The organism is Actinoplanes sp. ATCC 53533, assembly GCF_003947245.1.
In genome coordinates, this window is the sequence record NZ_QHHV01000176.1 from 1 (window position 1) to 23,477 (window position 23,477).

19 protein-coding genes and 2 pseudogenes are annotated in these 23,477 nt (G+C 73.5%); 7 read left to right on the forward strand and 14 right to left on the reverse strand.

All coding sequences use genetic code 11. From position 1 onward, the window contains the following. The 8 genes and pseudogenes from DMB66_RS43685 to DMB66_RS43720 all read right to left on the reverse strand — a co-directional run. Positions 1-490 (reverse strand): annotated as a pseudogene (locus DMB66_RS43685) (sulfotransferase); the annotation flags it as partial. After that, entirely contained in the window at positions 487-1,947 is a 1,461-nt protein-coding gene (locus tag DMB66_RS43690) for a lipopolysaccharide biosynthesis protein (protein ID WP_125810012.1), read from the reverse strand. The gene DMB66_RS43690 and the pseudogene DMB66_RS43685, both read right to left, overlap by 4 nt. Next, on the reverse strand, positions 1,944-3,317 hold the full coding sequence (locus DMB66_RS43695; RefSeq protein WP_233625267.1) for an O-antigen ligase: 1,374 nt from the start codon (positions 3,315-3,317) through the stop codon (positions 1,944-1,946). Before DMB66_RS43695 ends, DMB66_RS43690 begins: the two co-directional genes overlap by 4 nt. Continuing rightward, complete coding sequence (locus tag DMB66_RS43700) at positions 3,310-4,302, reverse strand: glycosyltransferase family 2 protein (protein ID WP_125810013.1); 993 nt, start codon at positions 4,300-4,302, stop codon at positions 3,310-3,312. The genes DMB66_RS43695 and DMB66_RS43700 overlap by 8 nt, the downstream gene beginning before the upstream one ends. Then, entirely contained in the window at positions 4,295-5,959 is a 1,665-nt protein-coding gene (locus tag DMB66_RS43705; protein ID WP_125810014.1) for a hypothetical protein, read from the reverse strand. The genes DMB66_RS43700 and DMB66_RS43705 overlap by 8 nt, the downstream gene beginning before the upstream one ends. Positions 5,960-6,074: 115 nt before the next feature. Then, on the reverse strand, positions 6,075-7,016 hold the full coding sequence (locus DMB66_RS43710; RefSeq protein WP_125810015.1) for a glycosyltransferase: 942 nt from the start codon (positions 7,014-7,016) through the stop codon (positions 6,075-6,077). After that, the gene (locus DMB66_RS43715) at positions 7,013-7,831 is read right to left on the reverse strand and encodes a phosphatase PAP2 family protein (protein ID WP_125810016.1); all 819 of its coding nucleotides are present in this window, start codon (positions 7,829-7,831) and stop codon (positions 7,013-7,015) included. Before DMB66_RS43715 ends, DMB66_RS43710 begins: the two co-directional genes overlap by 4 nt. Positions 7,832-7,881: 50 nt before the next feature. After that, a complete protein-coding gene (locus DMB66_RS43720) occupies positions 7,882-8,115 on the reverse strand; it encodes a hypothetical protein (RefSeq protein ID WP_125810017.1) in 234 nt (77 codons plus the stop codon). Positions 8,116-8,802: 687 nt separating this feature from the next. Here DMB66_RS43720 and DMB66_RS43725 point away from each other — a divergent pair. The 4 genes from DMB66_RS43725 to DMB66_RS43740 all read left to right on the forward strand — a co-directional run bounded on the left by DMB66_RS43725 (position 8,803) and on the right by DMB66_RS43740 (position 12,714). Next, positions 8,803-9,996, forward strand: coding sequence for a serine hydrolase (locus DMB66_RS43725; protein WP_233625268.1), 1,194 nt, complete (start codon positions 8,803-8,805; stop codon positions 9,994-9,996). Between the two features lie 96 nt (positions 9,997-10,092). Then, positions 10,093-11,217, forward strand: coding sequence for an FAD-dependent monooxygenase (locus tag DMB66_RS43730; RefSeq protein WP_125810018.1), 1,125 nt, complete (start codon positions 10,093-10,095; stop codon positions 11,215-11,217). 145 nt (positions 11,218-11,362) lie between these two features. Next, on the forward strand, positions 11,363-11,659 hold the full coding sequence (locus tag DMB66_RS43735) for a PadR family transcriptional regulator (RefSeq protein ID WP_125810019.1): 297 nt from the start codon (positions 11,363-11,365) through the stop codon (positions 11,657-11,659). Next, a complete protein-coding gene (locus DMB66_RS43740; protein WP_125810020.1) occupies positions 11,653-12,714 on the forward strand; it encodes a hypothetical protein in 1,062 nt (353 codons plus the stop codon). Before DMB66_RS43735 ends, DMB66_RS43740 begins: the two co-directional genes overlap by 7 nt. A gap of 23 nt (positions 12,715-12,737) precedes the next feature. Here DMB66_RS43740 and speB read toward each other — a convergent pair whose 3' ends face one another. The 6 genes and pseudogenes from speB to DMB66_RS43770 all read right to left on the reverse strand — a co-directional run bounded on the left by speB (position 12,738) and on the right by DMB66_RS43770 (position 19,159). Further along, positions 12,738-13,775, reverse strand: a complete 1,038-nt coding sequence (speB, locus tag DMB66_RS43745) for an agmatinase (RefSeq protein WP_125810021.1) — start codon at positions 13,773-13,775, stop codon at positions 12,738-12,740. A 134-nt stretch (positions 13,776-13,909) separates the two neighbouring features. Then, on the reverse strand, positions 13,910-15,202 hold the full coding sequence (locus DMB66_RS43750) for a primary-amine oxidase (protein WP_233625269.1): 1,293 nt from the start codon (positions 15,200-15,202) through the stop codon (positions 13,910-13,912). A 14-nt stretch (positions 15,203-15,216) separates the two neighbouring features. Next, complete coding sequence (locus DMB66_RS43755) at positions 15,217-15,909, reverse strand: hypothetical protein (protein WP_125810022.1); 693 nt, start codon at positions 15,907-15,909, stop codon at positions 15,217-15,219. A gap of 173 nt (positions 15,910-16,082) precedes the next feature. Then, a pseudogene (locus DMB66_RS66215) lies at positions 16,083-16,612 on the reverse strand (DUF305 domain-containing protein). Between the two features lie 85 nt (positions 16,613-16,697). Next, positions 16,698-17,153: a (2Fe-2S)-binding protein gene (locus DMB66_RS43765; protein WP_125810024.1), complete on the reverse strand. Its 456-nt coding sequence runs from the start codon at positions 17,151-17,153 to the stop codon at positions 16,698-16,700. 11 nt (positions 17,154-17,164) lie between these two features. Further along, positions 17,165-19,159, reverse strand: coding sequence for a xanthine dehydrogenase family protein molybdopterin-binding subunit (locus DMB66_RS43770; protein WP_199752971.1), 1,995 nt, complete (start codon positions 19,157-19,159; stop codon positions 17,165-17,167). A 404-nt stretch (positions 19,160-19,563) separates the two neighbouring features. On the opposite strand from DMB66_RS43770, the gene DMB66_RS43775 reads away from it, so the two are divergent. From DMB66_RS43775 to DMB66_RS43785, 3 genes are all read left to right on the forward strand, one after another. Beyond that, entirely contained in the window at positions 19,564-20,031 is a 468-nt protein-coding gene (locus DMB66_RS43775) for a hypothetical protein (protein WP_125810025.1), read from the forward strand. 57 nt (positions 20,032-20,088) lie between these two features. Further along, on the forward strand, positions 20,089-20,598 hold the full coding sequence (locus DMB66_RS43780; protein WP_233625270.1) for a GNAT family N-acetyltransferase: 510 nt from the start codon (positions 20,089-20,091) through the stop codon (positions 20,596-20,598). Between the two features lie 440 nt (positions 20,599-21,038). Next, entirely contained in the window at positions 21,039-23,390 is a 2,352-nt protein-coding gene (locus tag DMB66_RS43785) for an FAD-dependent oxidoreductase (protein ID WP_233625271.1), read from the forward strand. Positions 23,391-23,477 lie beyond the last annotated feature (87 nt).

A 23,477-nucleotide genomic window follows, 5' to 3' on the forward strand; every position in this document is an offset into this window, starting at 1 on the left:
CGGCGAAGCTGAGCGGCTCCACCCCCTCGGTGCGCCGTTCCTCCAGTGCGAGTAGGCCCGCTCCACCGGATCCCGCAGCAGCACGATCATCCGGACCCGGGATCAGCGCGGCGACCCGCTCGGCGGCCAGCGGGTGGTACATGTACAGCGGCGCCGCCTCGCCCACTTTGGCCGGCCCACCGTGCTTGCGGGCCAGCGCGGCCCGCCGGCGCGAGGTCGGGAAATGCGAGCGGTACCAGGCCTCGCCGCGGCTGAAGTTGTCCTCGAAGTAGTGCGAGGTCTTGGTGTTCCAGGCCGGGAAGAGGCGCGGCACGAGCGGATGCCGGATCAGGTACCGCCAGAGCGAGGTGGTGCCGCCGCGCTTGGTGCCGAGGATCAGGAAGTCGGGCAGGGGCCGCCGGCCGCTCGTCCGCTCGCCGTAGCCGACCAGCAGGTCACGGAGTTGTTCGCGGGCCAGGCGGGGGGCCAGGTCCTTGAGGCGATCCTTCACGATGACCTCCCGGTCAGCACGGTGCCACGCACCCGGGCGAGCGCCACCCGGACCCGCCGGTCGGCGAGCGAGCCCAGCGAGCCGGCCAGCAGCAGGCCGAGCGCGATCGCCAGCCCCGCCGGCCCGCGCCCGGCTACCACGATGCCGAGCAGCGCAGCGAGCCCCGTCGCCGTGCCAGCCGCAGCGGCCACGCGCCACAGCGCGGCCGACAGCAGTGGCTCGCCGAGGGCCCGCCGGGCGAGCACCGCCGCGAGGACGTTCTCGCCGACGATGCCGAGCGACCAGGCGACCGCCGCGCCCAGTGCGCCGTACCCGGGGATCAGCAGCACGGCCGCGACCAGGTTGAGCGCCAGCCCGGCCGCCGTCGCCCGCAGATGGGCGCGGCTGTTGCCGCTCATCAGCAGCACGGTCTGGACCAGCCCGACGCCCACGTTGACGAGCATGGCCAGCGCCAGCACGGCCAGCGGCGCGGCCGCGCCGCGCAGCCCAGGCCCGAAAACCGCCAGGAACGCGGGCGCGTACACCGCCAACAGCAGGTAGGCGGGCCAGGACAGCAGCACGATGCCCAGGGTCGTGCGCCGGTACACCTGGGCGGCTTCGGCCCGGGACCCCGCGCCGAGCAGCCGGGACAGCTGCGGGGCGACGGCCACCCGCAAGCCCTGCATGACCAGCAGGCCGGCCAGGGCGTACCGGCCGGCGGCGGCGAACACGCCGGCCTCGGCCTGGGTCGCCAGTGCCCCGGTCAGCAGCACGCCGACCCACATGCTGCTGGCGTCGATCGCCGCCGAGGCGGCCCGCGGCAGCGCGAACGACCAGACTGTGCGCCAGTCGCCCGGCGCGGGCCTCGAGAGCGGCTGCGCGACCAGCACCAGGGCGAGCACCGCGGCGGCGGAGAGGGGCAGCAGCCAGCCCGCGAAGCCGAGCAGCACACCGCCGCCGGCGGCGACCGCGCCGATCACCGCCAGTGGCCGGGCGGCGGGCACGAAAACGAACTGCACCAGGACGTACGCGCCGACCGGCCGGCTCGCCCGCACGGCGGCGAGCAGCACGGTCGACACCACGACCACCGGTACGCCCACGAACGCGAGCCGGACCAGCCCGGTCGAGGACTCCCCGTCGAGCAACGCCCGGGCGATCGGCCCGGACCAGGCGACGCCGCCCAGGCAGACGGCCGACGACAACGCGACGGTCGGCAGCAGGGCGACCGGCACCAGCCGGCCACCCGAACCCGGCTGCCGCGGCAGCGCCCACACCAGCGCGGTGTCCGCCCCGGCACAGCAGATCGCCCCGGCGATCGTGACCAGAGCGATGACGCTGAACAGCGCGCCCGACTCGGCCGGGGTGAAGGCACGCAGGATGACCGTGGTGAGCACGAAACCGAACACGCCGTTGGCCGCCGCGCCCAGCAGCGCGGCGGTGCCGGCGCGGGTGCTGCGCCGCGGCTCGGTGACGGTCACCGCCACGCCACCCGCGCGATCCGGTTGACCGGGCCGTCGACCGCCGCCAGGCCCAACCCGACCGCGAAGAACAACACCGACATGTTCGGGTCGATGAACGCGTAGAACGGCGTCACCGCGACCGCGATGATCGGCAGCGAGCTCAGCAACAACCCGGTCGGCGTCACGGCCGCCGCCATCCGCCACGCGACCACCGCGAGCAGCAGGTAGAGGCAGAGCACCGCGGGTATGCCGTGGCTGTAGAGAACCTGCCAGGTCATGCCCTGGGTGCCCAGCGGCTCGGCGGCGTGCGTGGTGTCGACCGAGCCCGGCTGCCCGAAGCCGAGCAGCGGCGAGCGCAGCACCGCGGCCCAGGTCTGCCGGTACAGGTCGAAGCGGTCCGCGGTGGTGTCCGTCGTGGACGTGCGGTGGGTGATCAGGTCGACGACCGGGATGAACAGGGTGGCCAGCCAGCCGATCAGCAGGATCAGGGCGACCGGCAGCAGCAGCCGCACGCGGCCGCGCAGCATCTCCCGGCCGAGCAGGTAGAGCGCGCCGGCGCCGAGCCCGATGAACATGCCGCGGTTGAGCGTGAGAAACGCCGGCACTATCGACAGCGGCAGCGAGACGAGCAGCGCGATCCGCATCGGCCCGCTCCGCAGCGAGGTCAGGCAGGCGAGGACGAAGGGCACGAGGAACGCGTACGCGGTGCCCCAGTTGTTGGTGTACGGATACGGCGCGGCCGGCCGGTAGATCGGGTTGGCGCTGACCGGGTTGAACTCGGTCGCGTCGATCCGGGCGACGTCGGTGAGGAACCGCTCGTTCGCCATCCCGTCCGGCAGCGCCAGCAGGAACGGGCTGGGCAGGCTCAGCTTCGGCGCCAGCACCCCGAGCCAGCCCAGCATGACCATCGACAACCAGTAGAGGCAGAGCGGGTTGGCGATCCGCCCCCACGGCACCTGGTCGCGGGCCAGGTTGTAGACGTAGAGGCAGACCAGGAACGCGGTGCACAGATATCCGAACCGCAGGCCGAAGACGGAGACCTGGGTGACCTTCGCCAGCCGCACAGCGCTGATCAGCACGATGCCGAGCAGGATCAGCCAGGGTACGCCGCCCGCCGGGACCCGGACCTTGCCACGCGCGGTGAGCAGCACGAACAGCAGCAGACCGAAGAACGGCCAGGCGAAGTACCAGATGCCGAGCGACCACCAGACCGGCATCAGGCCGAACATGGCGGTCAACGGCCAGAGCGGCAGCCCGGTCTTCGCGGCGGGGAAGGCCTTGAGGTCCAGGACACCGGGGCCGACGGGCGCGACCGCTTTGGCCCGGCTCGGCGCGCTGGCCCGCGCGGACCAGCGCGCCCGCCGGCCACGCACGACCGTCTCAGACACCCCGCCCCCGCTTCTGCGCCATCCGCAGCACCCGCTCGCCGGTCACCAGACCGAGGATGACCAGCACCGTGACCGGCACCCGTACCTCGGCCGGGTTGAGCCGCAGCACCGCCGCCAGCTCGCGGACCGCCTCGGTGCGGCGCCCGCCGGAGGCCAGCGCGAAGGCGATCTGGCCGCGGATCCGGGCCAGCCCGGCGCGGCTGCTCGCCAGCGCGGGATGCTTGCGGATCAGATACCGCTGGGCCTCGACGACGGTCGTCCAGCGGCCGAAGTAGAACGAGCCGCCGTGCCAGTCCACGATGACCAGCGCCTGCGGGCAGACGGCGATCGGGGCCTGCGCGGCCACCCGCAGCAGCCAGTCGTAGTCCTCGCTGTAACCGCCGGGAATCTCCTCGTCGACCTCGCCCGCCGCGGACCAGGTCGACCGGCGGATCAGGATCGTGCTGGAGTGCACTTCCATGATCCGGTCACGGAGCAACTCGTCGAAGGTGACCCAGGACCGGTCCAGCACCCGTTCCGCGTCGATGCCGGGACCCCGCAGCCGCAGCCCGCAGCTGACCGCGCCGACCGCCGGATCGGCGAGCCGGGCGACCTGGCGGCTGAGCTTGGCCGGCAGCCAGACGTCATCGTCATCGCAGAAGGCGAGCAGTTCGCCGGTGGCCGCGTCCACGCCGCTGTTGCGGCCACCGGGCAGCCCCGGTCGCCGGGCATTCGCGATCACCTTGAGCGTACGGTTCGGCCCGGTCGGCAGGTCCAGCTCGCGCACCGGGACGTGGTCGTAGACGACGAGGCACTCGATCGTGCCGGGATAGTTCTGGCCGAGGATGCCGGCGACCGTCCGCTCCAGCAGGCCGGGCCGGTCGAGGGTCGCGACGATCACGCTGACCGGCGGGTAGACGCCGACCGCCTCGGCCGCGCCCGGGCCGCTCGACCTGGTGACCGTCCCCGAGGTCGCGGGCGGCGGGCACGCCGGAAGGTCAGCCATTGCGGCCTCCGGTCAGCACGAAGCCGACGGTTTGCGCGCCCGCCGACCGCAGCCGGTCGACCAGCCGGACCAGCTCCGCGCTGCGGGTGCGGTCGCGGGCCACCACCAGGATGGCCCCGCCCGACTGCGCGAGGCGAACGCCGGTCTCGTCGGCGTCCGAGGGCGGCGCGTCCACCACGACCACTCCCCGCGCGGGCTGTTCGCCCAGGCCGCAGAGCCGCACCACGCCGCTGCCGATCAGCACGGAGACCGGGCGGCGCTCCAGGCCGTACTCGTCCACGGTGACCGGCGACCCGGGCGCGGGGGCCGGCCGTAGGGCCGCCATCACCATCGTGGTGTCGAGGTCGGTGCCCGGGCCGAGGCCGGTGCCGCCGGCCCGGGTCACGCCGGCGGCTGGGCCGGCGACGGGCGAGCCCGGGCTGCCGCCGAGCCGGTGGGCGGCCGTGGAGCCGTTCAGCCGGTGGTCGGTGGGCACGCCGGATTCGGCGAGGGGCACCGCGCGGGGCCGGGGCGGCGTGCGGTGCTGGGCCGCGTACACGATGTCCTTCAACTCCCCGGCGGTGCCGGCGCCCGCGGCCAGCCAGACGTCGTGGCCGGCCGCGGCCAGCGCGACGGCCAGGTTGCCGGTCACCGTCGCCCGGCCCTCGTCGTCGCGGCCCGAGAGCACGACCAGGGGCTGGTCGGGGTGCCGGTCGATCCACTTGAGCGCGGCCAGCGACACGTACCGGGCGTCGGCGGCGACCGCGGCCTCGTTGCCCCGCTTGCCCGGGGAGCGCACCACGCCGAGCGGGCTCACGCCGATCAGGTCGGCCGCCTGGTCGATCGCGCGGATCCGGCGGTCCAGCGCCTCCCGGGCGTGCGCGGCGATCATCCCGAGCAGCATGCCGCCGAGCAGCGCGCCGATCAGGTAGAGCACCGCGGCGTCCCGGCTGGACGGCACGGGCGCGCGGGCCGCGGCGGTGATCGAACCCGGACTCAGATCGGCGGAGGCCACCTTCGCGCGGGCGTTCTCCAGCTGGGCGATCTGGTCGTTCAGCGCGCTGACCTGGTCGAGGATCGCCTGCGTGCGCGGCGAGGTCGGGTTCGCGCCGAAGCCGTTCTCCGGCAGGTCCTTCTGGGCGGCCTTACGCTGGTCGGTGACTTGCTTGATGGTGCTGTCGTAGGAGCGCAGCAGGGCGGCCCGCTGTTGTTTGTAGATGCCCTGGCGCACCTGCAGATAGGTCTGGGCGGCCGCGTTCGCGCCGGTGATGGAGGCGTCCTCGGCGTCGTCGGCGTAGCCGAAACGCAACACCTGGCCGCCGGTCGGCACCTCGACGGTGAGCGCGTCGCGCACCTCGTCGGCGCTGCGGACCAGCGTACGGGCGGTCGCATCGATGACGTCGTTGCCCTGCGCGATGCCGTTCTCGGCGGTCATGTTGATGGCCCGGTCGGCACCGCTGTTCGGCAGCGTGAACGGGTCGGTCACCACGGGCCGCAGCACGACGACGGCGACGGCCCGGTAGGTGGCCGGGAAGAAGACCAGATAGGCGCTGACCGCGAGCAGGACGACCTCGGCGACGGACAGCACGGTCCGCCACCGGCGCAGGGGAATCCGGACGACGTCGGCGAAGCCGACGACGCGCTGGCGGCTACCCGCACGGGAATCGGTCACATCCATTGGCGTTTCTCCCCTTGCTTCGGCCGGGCGCCGCTGTGCCAACGGTGGCCGGCCGGCTGGTGCGTGCGGTTGAGCGGTCCGCCGGAGGCCCGGCCTCCGGCGGCTCTGGATTCGGTCACGACGGACTCAGCCGAAACGGCGTGACCACGGGGCTGGCCCGGACGGTCCAGGCGGCGGCCTCGTCCAGGTCGGCAAGCGTGATCTCGGCCGCCTCGCGGGCGACGACCAGGTCTCGGCGGCTCAGTTCGCGGGCCATCTCGACCTGGTGGTCGTCGACGTGCTCGCCGTGCGCGCGGCGCCGCGGGACGACGAGCGCCCGGCGGCCGGCCTGCATCGCCGCCAGCGCCGAGCCGACGCCGGCATGGGCGATCACCACGTCGGCCTCCCGCATCGCCTGGTGCAACTCGGCGCTCGGCACCTGGTGGCGGGCGCCGGCCGGCATCTTGCCGATCACCGTGGCGCCGACCTGCCAGAGCACGTCGACCGCCGGGGGCAGGATCTCGACGAGCCGGGTGAGCAGCCGCGGGAACTGAAAACGGTCCTGCGTTCCCAGGGTCACCACCACCTTGCGTACGGGCCGCGGCTCGGCGATCGGCTCGGCGCCGAACGCGTCGAAGATCGACCCGCCGTACCGCCAGGTGTCGTCGGCCCAGGACGGATGCTGCGTGTAGAGACGGGCCCGTGGCATCCGGGCCGCCAGCCGGCCGGTCAGCGACGGGCCGCGGGTGCGGGTCGCGCTTTCGATGTAGGTGCACTCCAGGCCGGCCGCGGTCGCGGGCAGGAAGAACGACATGGCCACGCCGGCCCCGGTACTGATCACCCGGTCGTACTGGCGCCGGCCGAACATCCGGCGCGCGACCAGCAGGTCCTTGACCGCGCCGACGAGGTCCCGGCTGGTGGCCGGCGGCACGAACACGACGTCCTCGCCGGCCAGCAACGACCGGCTCTGCGGGCTGTCGAAGGTGACCCAGCGGCGGTCGCCGACGCCGAGCCGCGGCGCCAGGTCGTGCAACTCGGCGAGGTGCCCGCCGCTGGACGCGACCAGCAGGGCCGTCACAGCGCGGGTTCCAGCACGCGCTGAGCTTCTCCGCGTGCCCCTACCGCGCTGTTCACCAGCACCCCGACGGCCAGCGCGTACCCGAGGAACAGGGCAGGGCCGAACAACAGGCCGCCGATCACGTCCGTCAGCCAGTGCTTCTGGACGTAGATCCGGGAGTAGCCCTCGTAGGTCGCCAGTACCAGCACGACCGTGCCGAGCGCCACCTGCCACCCGCGGCCGAGCTGCCAGGTGTGCACCGCGAACAGCGCGAGCGCGCCGATCGTCATGACGATCCGGGCGACCCCGCCGGACGGATAGCTGCCCAGGCCGGTCGGCGGGTGGCCGCGGTCGACCATGGTCGTGAGGATGGCCTGGACATACTGCTCCAGAACGAAGGCACCCGGGATCGCCAGCAACGGGATCCAGCACCGCCGGCGCCAGAGCACCGCGAAGATCAGCGCGCCGGCGACCGTTATCACTTTCAGCGGTCCCCGGTCGCCGAGCGCGGTGTAGACCCAGTTGAACGACTCGAAGCCGGCGCTGCGGCGGCTCATCACCCAGGTCAGCACCGGGCGGTCCACAGTGTCTTCCAGCCAGTGCGCGATCTCGCCCAGCGGCCAGAACACGGCGACCACCGCCGCCGAGCACGCGAGCAGCACCGCGACCGCGGTCACCGGGCGGCCGAGCGCGCCGATCAGGCCGTCAACGGCCGTGCCCGTCCGGGCCGCTACCCGGCCGTACGCCAGCCGCCGCGCCGGGCCGTACGCCAGGACGGGCCCCGCGACCGCCGGCACGACCACCGCGAGTACGGCGACGAAGTAGAGCAGTACCATCCAACGTTCCCCATCCTCGACGTCCCCGTTCCCGAACAACCCGTGATCGCTCAGTACGCTCCGCCGGCCGGCTCGTGCTGCGCGCGCGTCGCCTCGACGCGCCGCACGGCGTCGAGGTGCACGGTGTGAAACCTGATGATCCGGAACAGCTCGCCGCCGCGACCGGCCCCGGGCGGGCCGTCAAGGTCGGGGCCGGAGAGCCCCAGGACCGTGCCGGCGCACGCCGCGCCGGCCGAGCCGGTCAACGGCGCCGTTGACCGGAGCCGCCGGCGTCCCCGCCGCACCGGGGATCCGGTCGGCGGGCGGAACCGTGCGCCGACCGCAGCCCGCGCTCGTATTCACCGGCCCGAGCGAAGTGCGTCCGGCGCTCGCCGGCGTGCGTCAGGGCAGGCACGGCGGCGGTGTCCCGGGCGGCTCGCCGGTGACCGTTCGGCCGCGTTTCTGGCCGCGGCTGTCGCCTTCGTGCCGCGTATCAGCGACACGCTGTGTGCCGATTGGTATTCGGCCCTGTGAAACCCCACGCCCACCCGGCATTTATCGGCATGACAACGGGGCGCACCGCTCCCCCGGCCGGCGCGCTCGTCGTCATCAATTGGCAACAAAACCCGCGGATGCCGACAAACAACACCCCTTGCTTAATTTCAGCTTAAGTCAGATCCACAGGGGACAAGCTAGCAGCGGCACGGCTCGCAACGGAAGACATCAACAGTGAGAAATTTCATGGCGTTTCCGGACATTGGCGAGGGCCGACACCGGCACGCGGACCCACGACGCGCGACGCGGAAAGCCAGCCTCGCGCGAGGACGGTGCCGAGCCCGGTTCGGCGGCCCGTTCCACCAGGGCGTGCGGGCCGTAGCGGTGCGGGTGACCACCCGTAGGGGATCGACCAGGGCGCCCGGACATTGACCCACGTCACTCAGAGTGCCAGCCTCGACAGGTGTCCGTAGTGACCGAACTCGGGGAGATTCACGATGCCAACCCGTCGATCCATGCTCGCCGGTTCCGCCGCCGCGACGCTCGTCGCGACCGTCGGTGCCCCGTCCCGCGCGCAAGCCGCTGCCGCCGTACCCGATGACCTGGACCGCACCGCGCTGCAGGCGGCGCTGGACCAGATCGTCGCCACCGGGGCCACCGCCGCGCTGGCCCGGGTGGACAGCCCGTCAGGCAGCTGGCGTGGCGCCAGCGGGGTGGCCCGGCTGGGGCGCCCGACTCCGGCGCCGGCCAACGGCCGGTTCCGGGCCGGCAGCATCACGAAGACCTTTGTCGCGACCGTGGTGCTCCAACTGGCCGGGGAGGGGCGGCTGCGCCTGGAGGACACGCTGGAGCGCTGGCTGCCTGGCGCGATCCCCAACGGCGCGCGGATCACCATCCGGCACCTCCTGCAGCACACCAGCGGGGTGTTCAACTACACCGATGTCCTGTTCGAGACCATCGAGGACGTCCTGGCGGCGCGATACCGCACGTTCCGGCCGGCGGAACTGGTCGCCCTCGCGGCCGCCCGGCCGCCGGTGTTCGAGCCCGGCACGTCCTGGGCGTACTCCAACACCAACTACATCCTGCTGGGCATGATCGTGCGGCGGGTCACCGGACGCCCGTACGCCGCCGAGGTCGCCAAGCGCATCCTGCGCCCGCTCCGCCTGCACGGCACCGAACTGCCGGGCACGGACATCGCGATCCACGGCCCGCACGCGCACGGATACGAGCCGATCGAGCGGAACGGCGAGGTCGTAGCGGTGGACTTCACCGAGATCAACCCGTCGATGGCGCACTCCGCGGGGGAGCTCATCGCCACCACCGCGGATCTCAACCGCTTCTACCGCTGCCTGCTGAGCGGACGGCTGCTGCGCCGGGCGCAGCTCGCCGAGATGCTCGGCAACCCCACCGGCGAGCTGAACTACGGCCTGGGCATCTACCAGGAGCAGCTGCCGGGCGGCCCGACCCTGTGGGGGCACACCGGCGGCATCTTCGGATACCTGAGCTACTCGTTCTCCACGCCCGACGCCGCCACCCAGCTCACCGTCTCGGTCAACCCGTGGCTCGGCGACTTCGGGCCGGCCCTGCTGAGCCTGGCGCTGACCGCGTTCGGGGTGACCGCGCCGGCCGGCACGGCCCGGACGGCGACGAAGGCGTTCCCGGCGCTGGGCATCCGCTTCCCGGCATCCTGACATCGGCGGAATCGCCGGACGGTCCGCTCGGGCCAGGCATCCTGGACCGAGAGGGCCGCGGGTGAGCGACCATGTCGACGAGATGAGGGCCCGGCGATGGCACGCGCGACAGTGATCGGCGCAGGCGTGGGCGGACTGGCCGCGGGCCTGGCGCTGCAGCGCCGCGGTTGGCAGGTCGAGATCATCGAACGCGCGGCGGCGTGTGAGAACGTCGGAGCCGGCCTGGCGATCGCGCCGAACGCCCTGAAGGTGCTCGATCTCCTCGGCGTCGGCCACCGCCTGCGAGAACTCGCCGCGCTGGAGGGCTCGGCCGGCGTCCAGCGCCGGAACGGCCGGTGGATCATCCGGGCCGACACCGCCGTCGCCGAGGCACGCTACGGCCATCCGACGATCGCGGTGCACCGGGCGGCGCTGGTCACCCTGCTGGCCGAGGCGCTCGAGCCGGGCACGCTCCGCCTCGGCCTTACGGCCTCGGACGTCGACGCGCCGGACGGGCGGGTGGTCACGGCGGACGGCGACCGCACGGCCGAGTTGGTGGTCGCGGCCGACGGACTGCATTCACCGGTACGCCGGAAGCTGTTCCCCGACCATCCGGGGCCGGTCTACACGGGGGTGACGAGCTGGCGGTTCGTGGTGCCGTGCCCGCCCCGCGCCCCGGCGCCGTCGGAGACCTGGGGCAACGGCCAGGTGTTCGGCGTGGCGCGGCTCGGCGACGGCCGGATCTACTGCTATGCCACGGCTCCGGCACCCGCCGGGCAGACCGCACCGGACGAGCAGGCTGACCTGGCCCGGCGGTTCGGCGGCTGGCACGATCCGATCCCCCAGCTGGTCGCGGCCGCCGGGGACGTGCTCCGCACCGACATCCGCTGCTTGGACCGGCCGCTGCCCCGGTTCCACGAGGGCAGAGTGGCGCTGCTCGGCGACGCGGCGCACGCGATGACGCCGAACCTGGGGCAGGGCGCGTGCCAGGCGATCGAGGACGCCCTGGTGCTGGCCGCCCGGGCGGGCTCGCCGGACGGGCTCGCCCGCTACTCCGCCGAGCGGCTGCCGCGCACGACCGCGATCGCGGCGGCGTCCCGGCGGGTCGCCCGGCTCGCCAATCTGGCCCACCCGGCGGTCGCCGGGCTCCGCGACACGGCCATGGCGGTGGCCCAGAAACTGGGACCGAACATGCTCCTGCGCCAGACGGATCCGATCTTCAACTGGCGGCCACCGTCCTGATCCGGTGGGTGACGGCGGAGCCCGGCGCCGCCATGGCCTTCTCGGCACCGTGGGACGGCGGCGTGCCCGACACGTGAGCCCGCGGCCATCGTGGTTGCCACGAGCACACCCCCCTATGCAGAATAAGCTAATGGGTGTTCGAAGGATGACCGTTCCCCGGCTGCTGATGCTGCGCGCGCTGCTCGATGATCCGGCCCGGGAACGGTACGGGCTCGACCTCGCGCTGCAGGCCGGTGTCGAGCCCGGCAGCGTCTACCCGATTCTGGTCGCCTTCGAGAACGCCGGCTGGCTGGAGAGCCGCCTCGAGGACATCGACGTGTCGGCGGCGGGCCGGCCGCGGCGGCGCTACTACCGGCTGACCGCCGACGGCATCGAGGCCGGCCGGGCCGCGCTCGCCCGCAAGCGCCCTTCCCGGGCCGCGGGCGGCGAGCTCGCGTGGTGACGTCCCTGGTCGCCGGGGCCCTCGCCCGGCTGCTTCCGGCCGGCTTCCGCGACCGCCAGCGCGCGGAATGGCTCGGCGATCTCGCCCAGCTCGACGGCCGGTCCCGGGCGCGTTACCTGCTGACGGCCTTCCTGACGTTGCCGTCGCTCTACCTGGTCGCGAGATCGGCTCCGGGTACGCACGGCGGATGGGCCGTCGCCCTGCCCCGGCGCGTCCGGGGATATCCGCTGATCGCCGCGTTCACGCTCGTCACGGCGCTGTTCGGCGCCGCCGTGGCGGGCCGGCTCGCCTGGGACCCGCCACCGCCGTTGCTGTCGGCGGCCGGGTCGCAGGCGCTGCAGGAGACGGTCTTCCCCGGCCTCGTGGTCACCGGCAGCCCCGACGCACCGGCGTTCGAGCAGGACGCCGACGGCGACTGGCGATCCGGCGGCGCACTGTTCACGGTGTCGTCGATGCCCGTCGACCGGGAGCTGAGGGCGGACACCGTCGCCGCCCGCGACCGGCTCGCCGAGGCCGGCTGGACCATCGACGAAGACGTACACTCCGTCCTCGTCCCCGGTGGCGTCGACAGCCGACCGACCGACGCCGCGTGGGGCTTCACCGCGCACACCGGCGGCCTGCTGCTGGAGTTCGGGGCGTCGCGCTACAGCGACCGCACGAGCGGCCGGTACGACGTGCGGCACACGACGTACCCGCATGCGCCGACGATGCTGCTCCTGGCCGCGGGAATGGTGGCCGGTGCGGCCGGGTGGCTCGCCGCGTGTTCGCTGTACCGGCGGGTCGGCGCACGCCGGGGCCGCGCCGCGGTGCGGGTGTCGGCGCCGACCGTCGTGCTGTTCGCCCTGGTGCCGGCGGCCTTCCTGCTGGTGGCACGGGAGCTCGCGGCCCCGCTGGCCGAGGAGGTCTGGCCCCCGGCGTGGTATTCGCTCTTCGTGCTGGGCGGCGAACGCCCGTACGTCTACGCGGCCCTGACCACGATCTTCGCGGTCTGGGTGGCGTTGCTGCCGACCATCCACGCGCCGGTCAAGCCACCCCACTGGGAGTACGCGGACTAGCCGCGCGGGCGTCGGCGGTCGGCTCAGCGACGGTCGTCCTCGGTGGGACGGCGCCCGGCGAGCAGCGGCCGGGCCGGATCCCAACGGGTGCCGTCGCGGGCGTCCCGACGCCGGCGGGCGATCGCCGACAGCGCCTCGAGCACGACGCGGTTGGCCAGGGCCGCGGTGATGTCGGCGTGGTCGTAGGGCGGGCTGACCTCGACCACGTCCATCCCGACGACCGGCAGCTCCAGGCAGATCCGGCGCACGGAGTCGAGCAGCTGGCGGGCGGTGAGCCCGCCCGGCTCGGGAGTGCCGGTGCCCGGGGCATGGCCGGGGTCACAGACGTCGATGTCGACGGAGAGGAACACCCCGTCGCAGTCGTCGGTGGCGATGCCGAACGCCTCGGTCAGGCACGCCTCGAGGCCACGGTGACCGAGCTCGGTCATCTCGTAGCAGCGCATCCGCTGGCCGGCCATCCAGTCGAGGGTCTCCGGCGGCGGCCAGTATCCACGCAGGCCGATCTGCAGGAAGCGGTCGCCGCGCACGGCCCCGGACTCGATGAGCCGGCGCATGGGCTGCCCGTGGCCCCACAGCGAACCGAACTCGATGTCGCCGGTGTCGGCGTGGGCGTCGAAGTGCAGCACCGACACCCGGCCGTGGCCCAGCACGTTGGCGACCCCCTTGGCATCGGGATACGCGATCGAGTGGTCGCCGCCGAGCACCACCGGCACGGCCCCGGCCCGGGCGACCGCCTCCACCGCCGCCTCCAGCGCGGGCAGCGCCGTCTCGATGTCACCGGAATACATCTCGACGTCACCGGCGTCGACCACGCGGAGGTCACGCAGACCATCGGTGCGCAGCGCCAGGCTCGGCCGGGAACCGTCGTGCGGCAGATAGTCGGTCATCCGGATGGCCTGCGGACCGAACCGGGTGCCGGGCCGATGCGACGTACCGCCGTCGAACGGCGCACCGACGATGACAGCATCGGCACCGGCGAACGACGGCGGGTCGCCGAGATCGCACCGACCGACCCCGAGGAACGTGACGTCGGGCCCGTACTGGGCGCCATAGCGAGCCATGCTCTCAAACTACCGGCGACGACGGCCGGCGCGATCGGCGTTCGGACCAGGTGCCCGGCCACCGGTGGCCGCGCAGGCGGGCCGCCGGTCGCGGCGAGGGGGCGTCGCGGCGACCGGCGGTTGCCCGGTGGTGCCTACGGGGCGCCGCTGGGCTGCCCGTTGACGCCGCCGCGTTCGGGCGGGGTGAGGGTGTTCGTCTCGGTGAAGTCGCGCGGCGTGAGGTCGAAGCCCTGCCAGTGCACGGGCATCGGGCTCTGGTCCTCGTCGCGGGGCACGTGGTGGAAGCCGACCCGGACCCACATGACCGGGTCGGTCAGCGTTTCGGAGTTCCGGACGTAGTCGAGGATCGTCTTGCTGGTGCGGCACTGCGGGTCGGCGTTGCCGGTGGCGAAGCGCTCGCAGGGCCGCTGCTGGGTGAAGGTGACGTCCGGGGTGGTCTCCGGGTGCGCCTCGTACGGGTCGTTGGCGCCGGTCTCCAGCTGGTAGGAGCGCGGGTGACCGTCCTTGTTCTTGCTGGTCGGGCTCACCACCCGCCACCACCGGCGGTTGGCCTTGGTGAAGGTGCCCTCCTTGCCGACGGCCGTCCTGGTGGTCTTGAGGATCGCCGATCCGGCACCGTTACCGGCCCGCTTGGTGTCGTACTGTTCGATCTTCTCCTTGCCCGCGCCGGCGATGTTGAAGTCGACCCGCCAGAACGCGCTGTGGTAGTGGTTCGAGGCATAGGCGCGAGCGCCCTTGCCGATCGGCCAGCCCTTGTCCGAGGTGGTGTAGTCGCCGGGCGACAGGTCACCGGTCGCGCCGAGCCGCGCGGTGATGCGGCCGTTGTCGCCGAAGCGGTATTCGGTGATGTATTCGTACCAGCCGACCTTGCTGATCGCCTTCAGGACCAGGTCGTGGCCCTGCTTGGCGAGCGGCGGCCGGTCCTGGTCGGGGTTCTCCAGCCGATAGGCGAGTCCGGAAGGCTCGGCGGAGACGCACAGCGCGGCGCGGCGTGCCGGTTCGGGGGCGTTGTCGGAGCCGACCCGGGCCGAGCCGCCCTTGCAGTCGTCCCCGCCCAGGGTCTGCAGGTATTCACCGCCGAACCCGTAGTCGGTGATGTCGTTGTACTCGGTCTCGCCGTTGTCGTAGGGCACGTTCAGCTGGGCCACGGTGATCGAGCCGAGCACCTGCACCGGCTGCGGGTAGCGGGGCGAGGAGACGAAGACCTTCTCCAGTATCAGGCCGTGCAACCGGTGGATCCGCCAGCACATCTGCCAGGTGGTGCCGCTGGGCAGGGTCTCCTTGACCAGCGAGTCGGCGTTGCACGGCGCGGCCGGTGCGGGCGGGGCGGGCGGCACGGACGGGGCGGCCTGCGCCGCCGGGGCGGCGACGGCGAGGGCGGCCAGCAGGGCTGCCGCACCGGTCAGGTAGGTGAATCGGGAGGTCACGTTCGCATACCTCGTCACTTCACGCGGACGACGGTGCGCCCGGACAGGTCGATGATGATGTCGTTGAGATCGACGAACGGGCCGTCGGTGACCCGGGCCACCAGTTGCACGCAGCGGTGCTCGCCGCACTCGCCGGCCTCGGTGTCCGCCGGTCGCGCGCGGTAGGTGTGCGCCTCCACCGCGAGCTTGTCCTTGCCGCTCCAGGGCTTGCCGGTCACCTGGGTGTAGACCGCGCGCACGTCCGCGCCGACCGGGTCGGCGAGCACCAGGTCCAGGGCGGTGGCGACCTCGCGGTCGGACGCGGGCAACTGCATGCCCTTGGCCCGGAACGAACCGGTCACCTTGCCGCCGGTCACGTCGACGACCTGCTTGACGAGTTCATCGGTGCGGTAGTCGTAGAAGTAGAACGCGGCGTCGCGTCCCGTTCCGCCCTCGATGATCTCCCACGACAGATACTCCGCGCCTTTCGCGCCGGTCACGTCCTGCGCCGACGCGAGCAGTCGCGGGTCCAGCGCGACCGCGCGGGCCCTGTCCACCTCCGGCCCGGTCAACGGATCGTCTCCCACCCCGGTCACCGGCGCCGGCCCGGGCGACGGGTTCGACACGGTGGCCGGTTCGGCGGCGGCCCGGGCACTGGGGCCGGGCGTCGGCGCCGCGGAGGCGTCCAGCGCGGCGACCACGATGACCGCCGACACCGCCGCTGTCATGGCGGCGCCCCAGATCAGTCGCCGCCTCCGAGAGGTGGCGGGTCTCGTTTCGTCCTGCTGGTCGTCCACTGTGCTCCTTTCTGTCTGGTCCCGGGCGCCGAGGATCCCGGCGCCCGGGCACGAGGGAAGGGTGCGTCCGCCCGAAGGGAGCGGATCGCGAGTCTGTGCGGATGTCAGCGGCGCTCGGCCAGGAGCCGGCTCATGGCCTCGTTCTCGGCGGACTGCTCGTTGACGATGTGTCCGGCGAGGCCGCGGATGTAGGCGTTGGTGCCGCCGTCGAGGGCCGACCGGGCCATGGTGATGGCGCCGAGGTGGTGCTCGATCATGTGGCGCAGGTACAGCACGGCCGCGGGCCCGGGGCCGCCTGAGCGAGCTCCGCGAGCTGCGCGTCGGTCAGCATGCCGTGCCCGGCGCCGGCGCCGTGCAGCCGGCCGACGGCGGGATCGGCGGGGTCGACCGGCGATCGGCCCCACGCCCGCAGCCACTCGTTCATCTCGTCGATCTCGCGCCGCTGGTCCCGCGCGATGAAGCCGGCGATGTTCCGGACCCGTTCCGGCAGGCCCGGTTTGGCGAGCACGCTCTGGCTCATCGACACCGCCTGCGCGTGGTGCGCCACCATCATCTTCGCGAACAGCAGGTCCACGCCGTTCGGTGCCGCGACCGCGGCGGGTGCGGAGCCGGGGGCCTCCACCTGTACGAGCATCGGCGCGGAGCCGGTCGGCCCGGCGTCGCATCCCGCCACGGCGGCGGCGACCAGCAGCAGGGCGGCGGCGAGCCGACGTCGGGGGTCAGCCACGGCCGGCGGCCCGCTTGATGGCGTTCCGGACGCGGGGGTAGGTGCCGCACCGGCACACGTTCTCGATCTTGTCGATGTCGGTGTCGGTCGGCCGCGGTGTGCGGTTCAGCAGGGCCACCGCGGCCATGATCTGTCCGGGCTGGCAGAAGCCGCACTGGGCGACGTCGCAGTCGAGCCAGGCCTGCTGCACGGGGTGCAGCCGGTCGCCGCAGGCCAGGCCCTCGATGGTGGTCACCCGGCGGCCGGCGCAGTCCTTCACGGGTACGACGCACGGCTGGATCTCGGCGCCGTCGAGGTGGCTGGTGCAGGAGCGGCAGACGCCGACGCCGCACCCGTACTTGGGGCCGGTGACCGCGAGCAGGTCGCGGAGCACCCACAGCAGCGGCATGTCGTCGGGTGCGTCCACAGTGACCGGTCTGCCGTTGAGCTCGAAGGAGTGCTGGGGCATGGGGTGGCTCCTCAGAAGACGATCGGGAAGCGGCGCGGACGGGTGCCGGTCGCCCGGGCGTACGCGTTGGCCACCGCGCCGGCCGCCGCCGGGACGGCCAGTTCACCGGCCCCGCCGGGAGGCCGCCGGGACGGCATGATGTGGGCGGCGAACCGCAGCGGGCTGTGCCGCTGGCGGGCGTACCGGAAGTCGGCGAAGCTGCCCTCCCGGACCGCCCCGCGGTCGATGTGCAGACCGGCGTAGAGGATGGTGGAGATGCCGTCCATGGTGGCCCCCATGAGCTGGGCCTCCAGCCCGCGCGGGTTGACGGCGGTGCCGACGTCGGCCGCCACCGTCACCGCGACCACCCGCGGGTCGCGCGGATCCGTGGCGTCGATCTCCGCGAGACAGGCCACAGTGGAGCCGTACTCCTCGTGCACGGCCACGCCCTGCCCCCAGCCGGCCGGCAGGGGGCGGCCCCACCGGCCGGCGGCGGCGACCTTGTCCAGCACGGCTCGCGGAGTGCCGCGCAGCAGGGCCCGCCGGTAGGCGACCGGGTCCTTGCCGAGGGCCTTGGCCGTCTCGTCGGTGATGATCTCGTCGGCCGTGCGCGACATGCCGGAATCCACCGACCGCCAGGCGCCCGTGGGTATCGGCAGGGCCAGCTCGTCCACCGAGGCCGAGTCGTGCGCCGACGCCACCACCCGGCCGCGGGCCAGGCTGGCCCGCACCCGGTGACAGGTCGCCGGGCGCATCCCACCGTGCCGCATGTCGTCGGTGCGGCTCCACATCAGCTTGACCGGCCGCCGCGCCGCCTTCGAGATCAGCGCCGCCTCGATTGCGGCCTCGTAGCTGAGCCGCCGCCCGAACGAGCCGCCGCCCCGCACGACGTGCACCTTGATCGAGCGCTCCGGCAGCCGCAGCGCCTCGGCGAGACTCCCCCGGGCGTCGGTCGGCGTCTGGGTGGAGAACCACAGCTCGGCCCGGTCGGCCCGGACATCCGCGACCGCGGTCAGCACCTCCATCGGGGCGTGGCTGACGAGGGCGAACTCGAACTCGCCCTGCACCTGCGTCGACCCGCGCGGCGGCGCGGCCGGCCTCGGCAGCGCCGCCCGCAGCCGGGACCGGATCTGAGCGTCGGACACCGCCGCCATCGGGCCCGGTTTCCAGGTGATCCGCAACGCCTCCCGGGCCTGCATGGCGTGGTGGAAGGTCTGGGCGAGCACGGCGACTCCGCTCGGGATCCGCACCACCGCCAGCACGCCCGGCATGCCCCGCGCCCGGGTGTCGTCGACCGTGGCGACCGTCCCGCCCAACGTCGGCGGCCGGGCCACCACGGTCGGCATCGCGCCGGGCACCGCGAGGTCACCGGCGTACTTCGCCGCGCCGGTGACCAGGTCACGGGCGTCGATCCGGGTGGCGGGGCGGCCGATGATCCGGTGCCGGCCGGCCGGCTTGGGCGCACTCGACACATCCGGGCGGCTGATCCGGGCGGCGGCCGCCGTCAGCGAGCCGAATGTCGCCGTCCGCCCGTCCGGCGCGATGACCATCGTGTTCTCGGTGCGCAAGGTCCTGGCGGGAACCCGCCACTGCCGGGCCGCCGCCGTGACCAGCCGGGCCCGCGCGACGGCCGCCACCTTGCGCGCCGGGTCGTACAGCGTGCGCACCGAACTCGAGCCGCCCGTGTACTGGTTACCCCCGTCGGTCCGGGCGTCCGCCAGCGGGATGTCGACATCCCGCAGCCGGGCGTCCAGCTCCTCGGCGATCAGCATCGCGGCGGCGGTCGTGATGCCCTGGCCGGTCTCGACCCGCGGCAACCGCACCACCACCCGGTTCGCCGGGGTCACCTCCAGCACCAGTTTCTCGGCGTCCGTCCCGACGGCCACCGCGGTGGGCGGCCGGGTGCCCGGCCGCCGCGGCGTGACCTCGGCGTCCGCGGTGGTCGGCACGCCGACGCCGAGGGGTACGGCCAGGGTCAGCGTCGACGCCGACACGGCGTAGACGATGACCTTCCTGCGCGTCGTCACGGCACATCCTCCAGAGGGTTCGGTGTCGCCGGCTCGCCGGCGGCGCACGTCATCGATCGCCGTGCCGCCATGGACAGAGACACCCCCACCACCGGCCGGGTTCCCGGTCCGGCGCCTACCTTCCGCGCGGCACCGGACAGGTGCGGGCATTCACCACTACAAGATCCCGCAACGGTGGACACGGGCGCATCTACCGCGATTCCGGCGCCACCCCGCCGCCCGGCCGGACCCACCCCCGCCGTCCGGCGGGGTCGATCAGGCCCGGACGGCAGATGCGCGAGCGGGTCAGCAGGTCCTCCTCCCCCGAAAGTCGTAGTCCAGCGCCCGCTTTGCGTCCTCAGGGCAGATGCCCATGGTCCCCCGGCAGGACAGACTCCACAGGCTTTCGGTGAAAGGGGAGTGGCATGTCGACAGTCATCGAGGAACGGGCGCCCACGGGGGCCGAGACGCGCACCGCGGCACCGCGGACGTGGTCGGCCCGGCCGCCCTCGGCCCGCCGGGCGGTCGCCCGGATGGTGCAGTTGGTCGGCCTGGTGAACGCGGTCCTGTCCGTGCTGCCCGCCGGGCGTCAGCAGTTTCCGCTGCTGGCCGGCCTGGTGCCGACCGCGAGCATGGTGACCGCGCGCGCCGCGACCGGGATCGTCGGAGTCCTGCTCATCTACCTCGGCGCGGGCCTGCGGCGCGGCAACTTCCGCGCCTGGCAGGTGGCCCTCGCGCTGTCCGCGCTCAGCGCCGTCCTCCACCTGGCGAAGGGCTGCCCCGCGCCGGCCGCGGTCGCCGGTGGGCGGAGCGCATCCCGGCTGACGTCGCGGTGGGCGGGCGGACGCGCCGGCGGAGGCACCCGCATCATCCGCTACGGCGCAGCCGCCTGATCACCGGCGGGACTCATCCCGATGCGGGGGCGGCGGCCGGCGGCCTACGCTTCGTCGGTGAGTTCCGCGCTGACCGTTCGCCCGGCTCGGGTCGAGGACGTCAAGCGGATGGCGCGCGTGAACGTACGGTGCTGGCAGGAGACGTACCGGGGACTCATGCCGGACGCGGTCCTCGACGACCCGGGCTTCCCCGCCGCCCGGGAGCGGTTCTGGACCGCCGCGCTGACCGATGAGCGCTATCGCGAAAACCGCGTGGCTGTCGCCGAGCGAGCCGGCGAGCTGATCGGAATCGCCATGTCAGGCCCGCCTCTGGACGCCGCGGCGACGTGGGCGAGGCAGCTGTACGTGCTCTACGTGCGGGCAGCCGATCACGGCACGGGTGCTGGGCCGGCGCTGCTGCAGGCGGTCGTCGATCCGGAGGAGTCGGCGGCGCTGTGGGTGGCCGACCCGAACCCTCGCGCACAGGCGTTCTACCGCAAACACGGCTTCATCGCCGACGGGACGGCCCAGATCGAGGGCGGGGTGCGGGAGATCCGCATGGTCCGCGGCATGCGGCACGGTCGGTAGCCCGGCTCGCCGGCGGGCCGGACCCGGCAGTCCACGTGTTGGTCATGCCCTAGACGCGGGGAATCCGGCCGGGCAGGCTCCATGAGCTGCACCGCAGCCGGCATCCGGGTAAGGCCGCGGAATGCGGATTGTTGCGTCACGGTAAAAGTCTCGATCCGCCATTGACCGGCGCCACCGAGGGTGTTGATCCTGTGACGACGGAGCGACGGAGAGGTGGCCCGCACTGGACGCAGACGGGTTTTACGTGGTCGTGGTCGCCACCGCGTTTCCCGCCATGGCCTCGGTCCACCCGCGGCCGCCGGCGCCGCTGTCCCGCGCGGCCCCGCCGCCGCGGGCCTGCCCGACGATCGTGCTCCCGCCGCTCGCCCCCGGGGTTTCGTTGATCGAAGGGAAACAGGCATGAGATGTCGCTATCGCTGCACGGGTAAGGCCGGCACGCCGTGACGATCGTCATCATCGGCGCCGGCATCGTCGGCTGTGCGCTGGCTGACGAGCTCACCCTGCGGGGCCGCACCGACGTGACCGTGCTCGAACAGGGACCGCTGTTCAGCACGGGCGGGTCCAGCTCGCACGCGCCGGGGCTGGTCTTCCAGACCAATCCGTCGCGGACGATGGCCCGGCTGGCGCAGTACACCGTGGCGAAGCTGACCGAGCTGGGCTGCTTCGACGCGGTGGGCAGCCTGGAGGTGGCGACGACGCCGGAGCGGCTGCGGGAGTTGCAGCGGCGGCACGGCTTCGCCACCGCCTGGGGCATCGAGGCGGAGTTGCTCGGCCCGGAGGCCTGCCGCCGGCACTATCCGCTGCTCGGCGACGTGCTGGGCGGGTTGCACGTGCCGAGCGACGGGCTGGCCCGGGCGGTGGACGCCGGCGAGGCCCAGGCCCGCCGGGCCATGGCCCGCGGCGCGCGGTTCCTGCCGCACCAGCGGGTGGTGGCGATCGAGCAGATCGACGGCCGGGTGACCGGGGTACGCACGGACGACGCCACCTACCCGGCCGACATCGTGGTCAGCTGCGCCGGTTTCTGGGGTCCCGCCGTCGGCGCCCTCGCCGGGGTGTCGGTGCCGCTGCTGCCCATGGCGCACCAGTACGTCCGCACCGGCGAACTGCCGGGCCCGCTGCCCGCCCCGATCCTGCGGCATCAGGACCGGGACCTGTACTTCCGCTCGCACGGCGACCGGCTCGGCATCGGCTCCTACCTGCACCGGCCGATGCCCGTCGCGCTCACCGACCTGGCCGAGGGCCCGCAGCCGTCGATGCTGGCCTTCACCCCGGCCGACTTCGCCGAGTCGTGGACGGCCGCGGCCGAACTGCTGCCCGCGCTGGGCGGCAGCACGGTGGCGGAGGGCTTCAACGGCGTCTTCTCGTTCACCGCCGACGGCTTCCCGCTGCTCGGCGAGTCGTTGCTGGTGCGCGGCTTCTGGACGGCCGAGGCGGTGTGGGTGACCCATTCCGCGGGCGTGGGCCGGGCGATGGCCGAGTGGCTGGTCGACGGGCGCCCGGGCGTCGATCTGCACGAGTGCGACCTGAACCGCTTCGACGTCTCTCAGCTGTCGCCGGCGTACGTGCGGGAACGCTCGGTGCGCAGCTTCGTCGAGGTGTACGACATCATCCACCCGCTCGATCCGCCCTCGGTCCGGGATCTGCGGGTGAGTCCGTTCCACACCCGGCAGCGCGAGCTGGGCGCCGTCTTCGGGGAGGCGGCCGGCTGGGAGCGCCCGCTCTGGTACGAGGCCAACGCCGGGCTCCCCCGGGTCGCCGCGCCGCGCGACGACTGGTCGGCCCGGCACTGGTCGCCGATCGCGGCGGCCGAGGCCCAGGCCACCCGCGAGCGCGTCGCCCTGTACGACATGACCCCGCTGACCCGCCTCGAGGTGACCGGCCCGGTCTCCTTCCTGCAGGGGCTCAGCAGCAACGACCTCGACCGGCCGGTCGGAACGGTGGTCTACACCCTGCTGCTGGACGCCGCCGGTGGGGTCCGCAGCGACGTGACCGTGGCCCGGCTCGCCACCGACCGCTTCCAGGTCGGCGTCAACGGGCCCCTCGATCTCGACTGGCTGCTGCGGCACAAGCCGGCCGACGTGGTGATCCGCGACATCACCGGCGCCACCTGCTGCGTCGGCGTGTGGGGGCCGCTGGCCCGGGAACTGGTCGCGCCGCTGGCCGACATCGACGTCTCGCACGGCGCTTTCGGCTACTTCAAGGCCCGGCGCGCGCATCTCGGCGCGGTGCCGGTCACCATGCTCCGGCTGTCGTACGTGGGCGAGCTGGGCTGGGAGATCTACACCACCGCCGAGCTGGGCCAGCGGCTGTGGGACACGCTGTGGGAGGCCGGCGCCGGGCTCGGGGTCGTCGCCGGGGGCCGGGCCGCGTTCAACAGCCTGCGGCTGGAGAAGGGTTACCGGGCCTGGGGCACCGACATGACCGCCGAGGACGACCCGTACGAGGCCGGGCTCGGCTTCGCCGTACGGCTCGACCGGGGTGACTTCCTCGGCCGGGCCGCCCTGCTGGACCGGCCCGCGCCCTCGCGGCTGCTCACCTGCCTGGTCCTCGCCGACGAGGGCTGCGTGCCGCTGGGCCGCGAACCGGTCTACGCGCAGGGCAAGCCGGCCGGCTTCGTCACGAGCGCGGCGTACGGGCACACCGTGGGCGCGCCGATCGCCTATGCCTGGCTGCCGGCCGAGGTCGCGGTGCCCGGCACAGCGGTGCAGGTCGGCTACTTCGACCGGCTTCTATCCGCCCGGGTGGCGGCCGAGCCGTTGTTCGACCCGAAGCACGAACGCATCCGGCGATAGGCGCCATCGTGACCGCATTCGACGTCATCGTGGTGGGGCCGGTCCGCGAGATCCCGGCCGGCCCGGCCACCACGGGGCACCTGATCG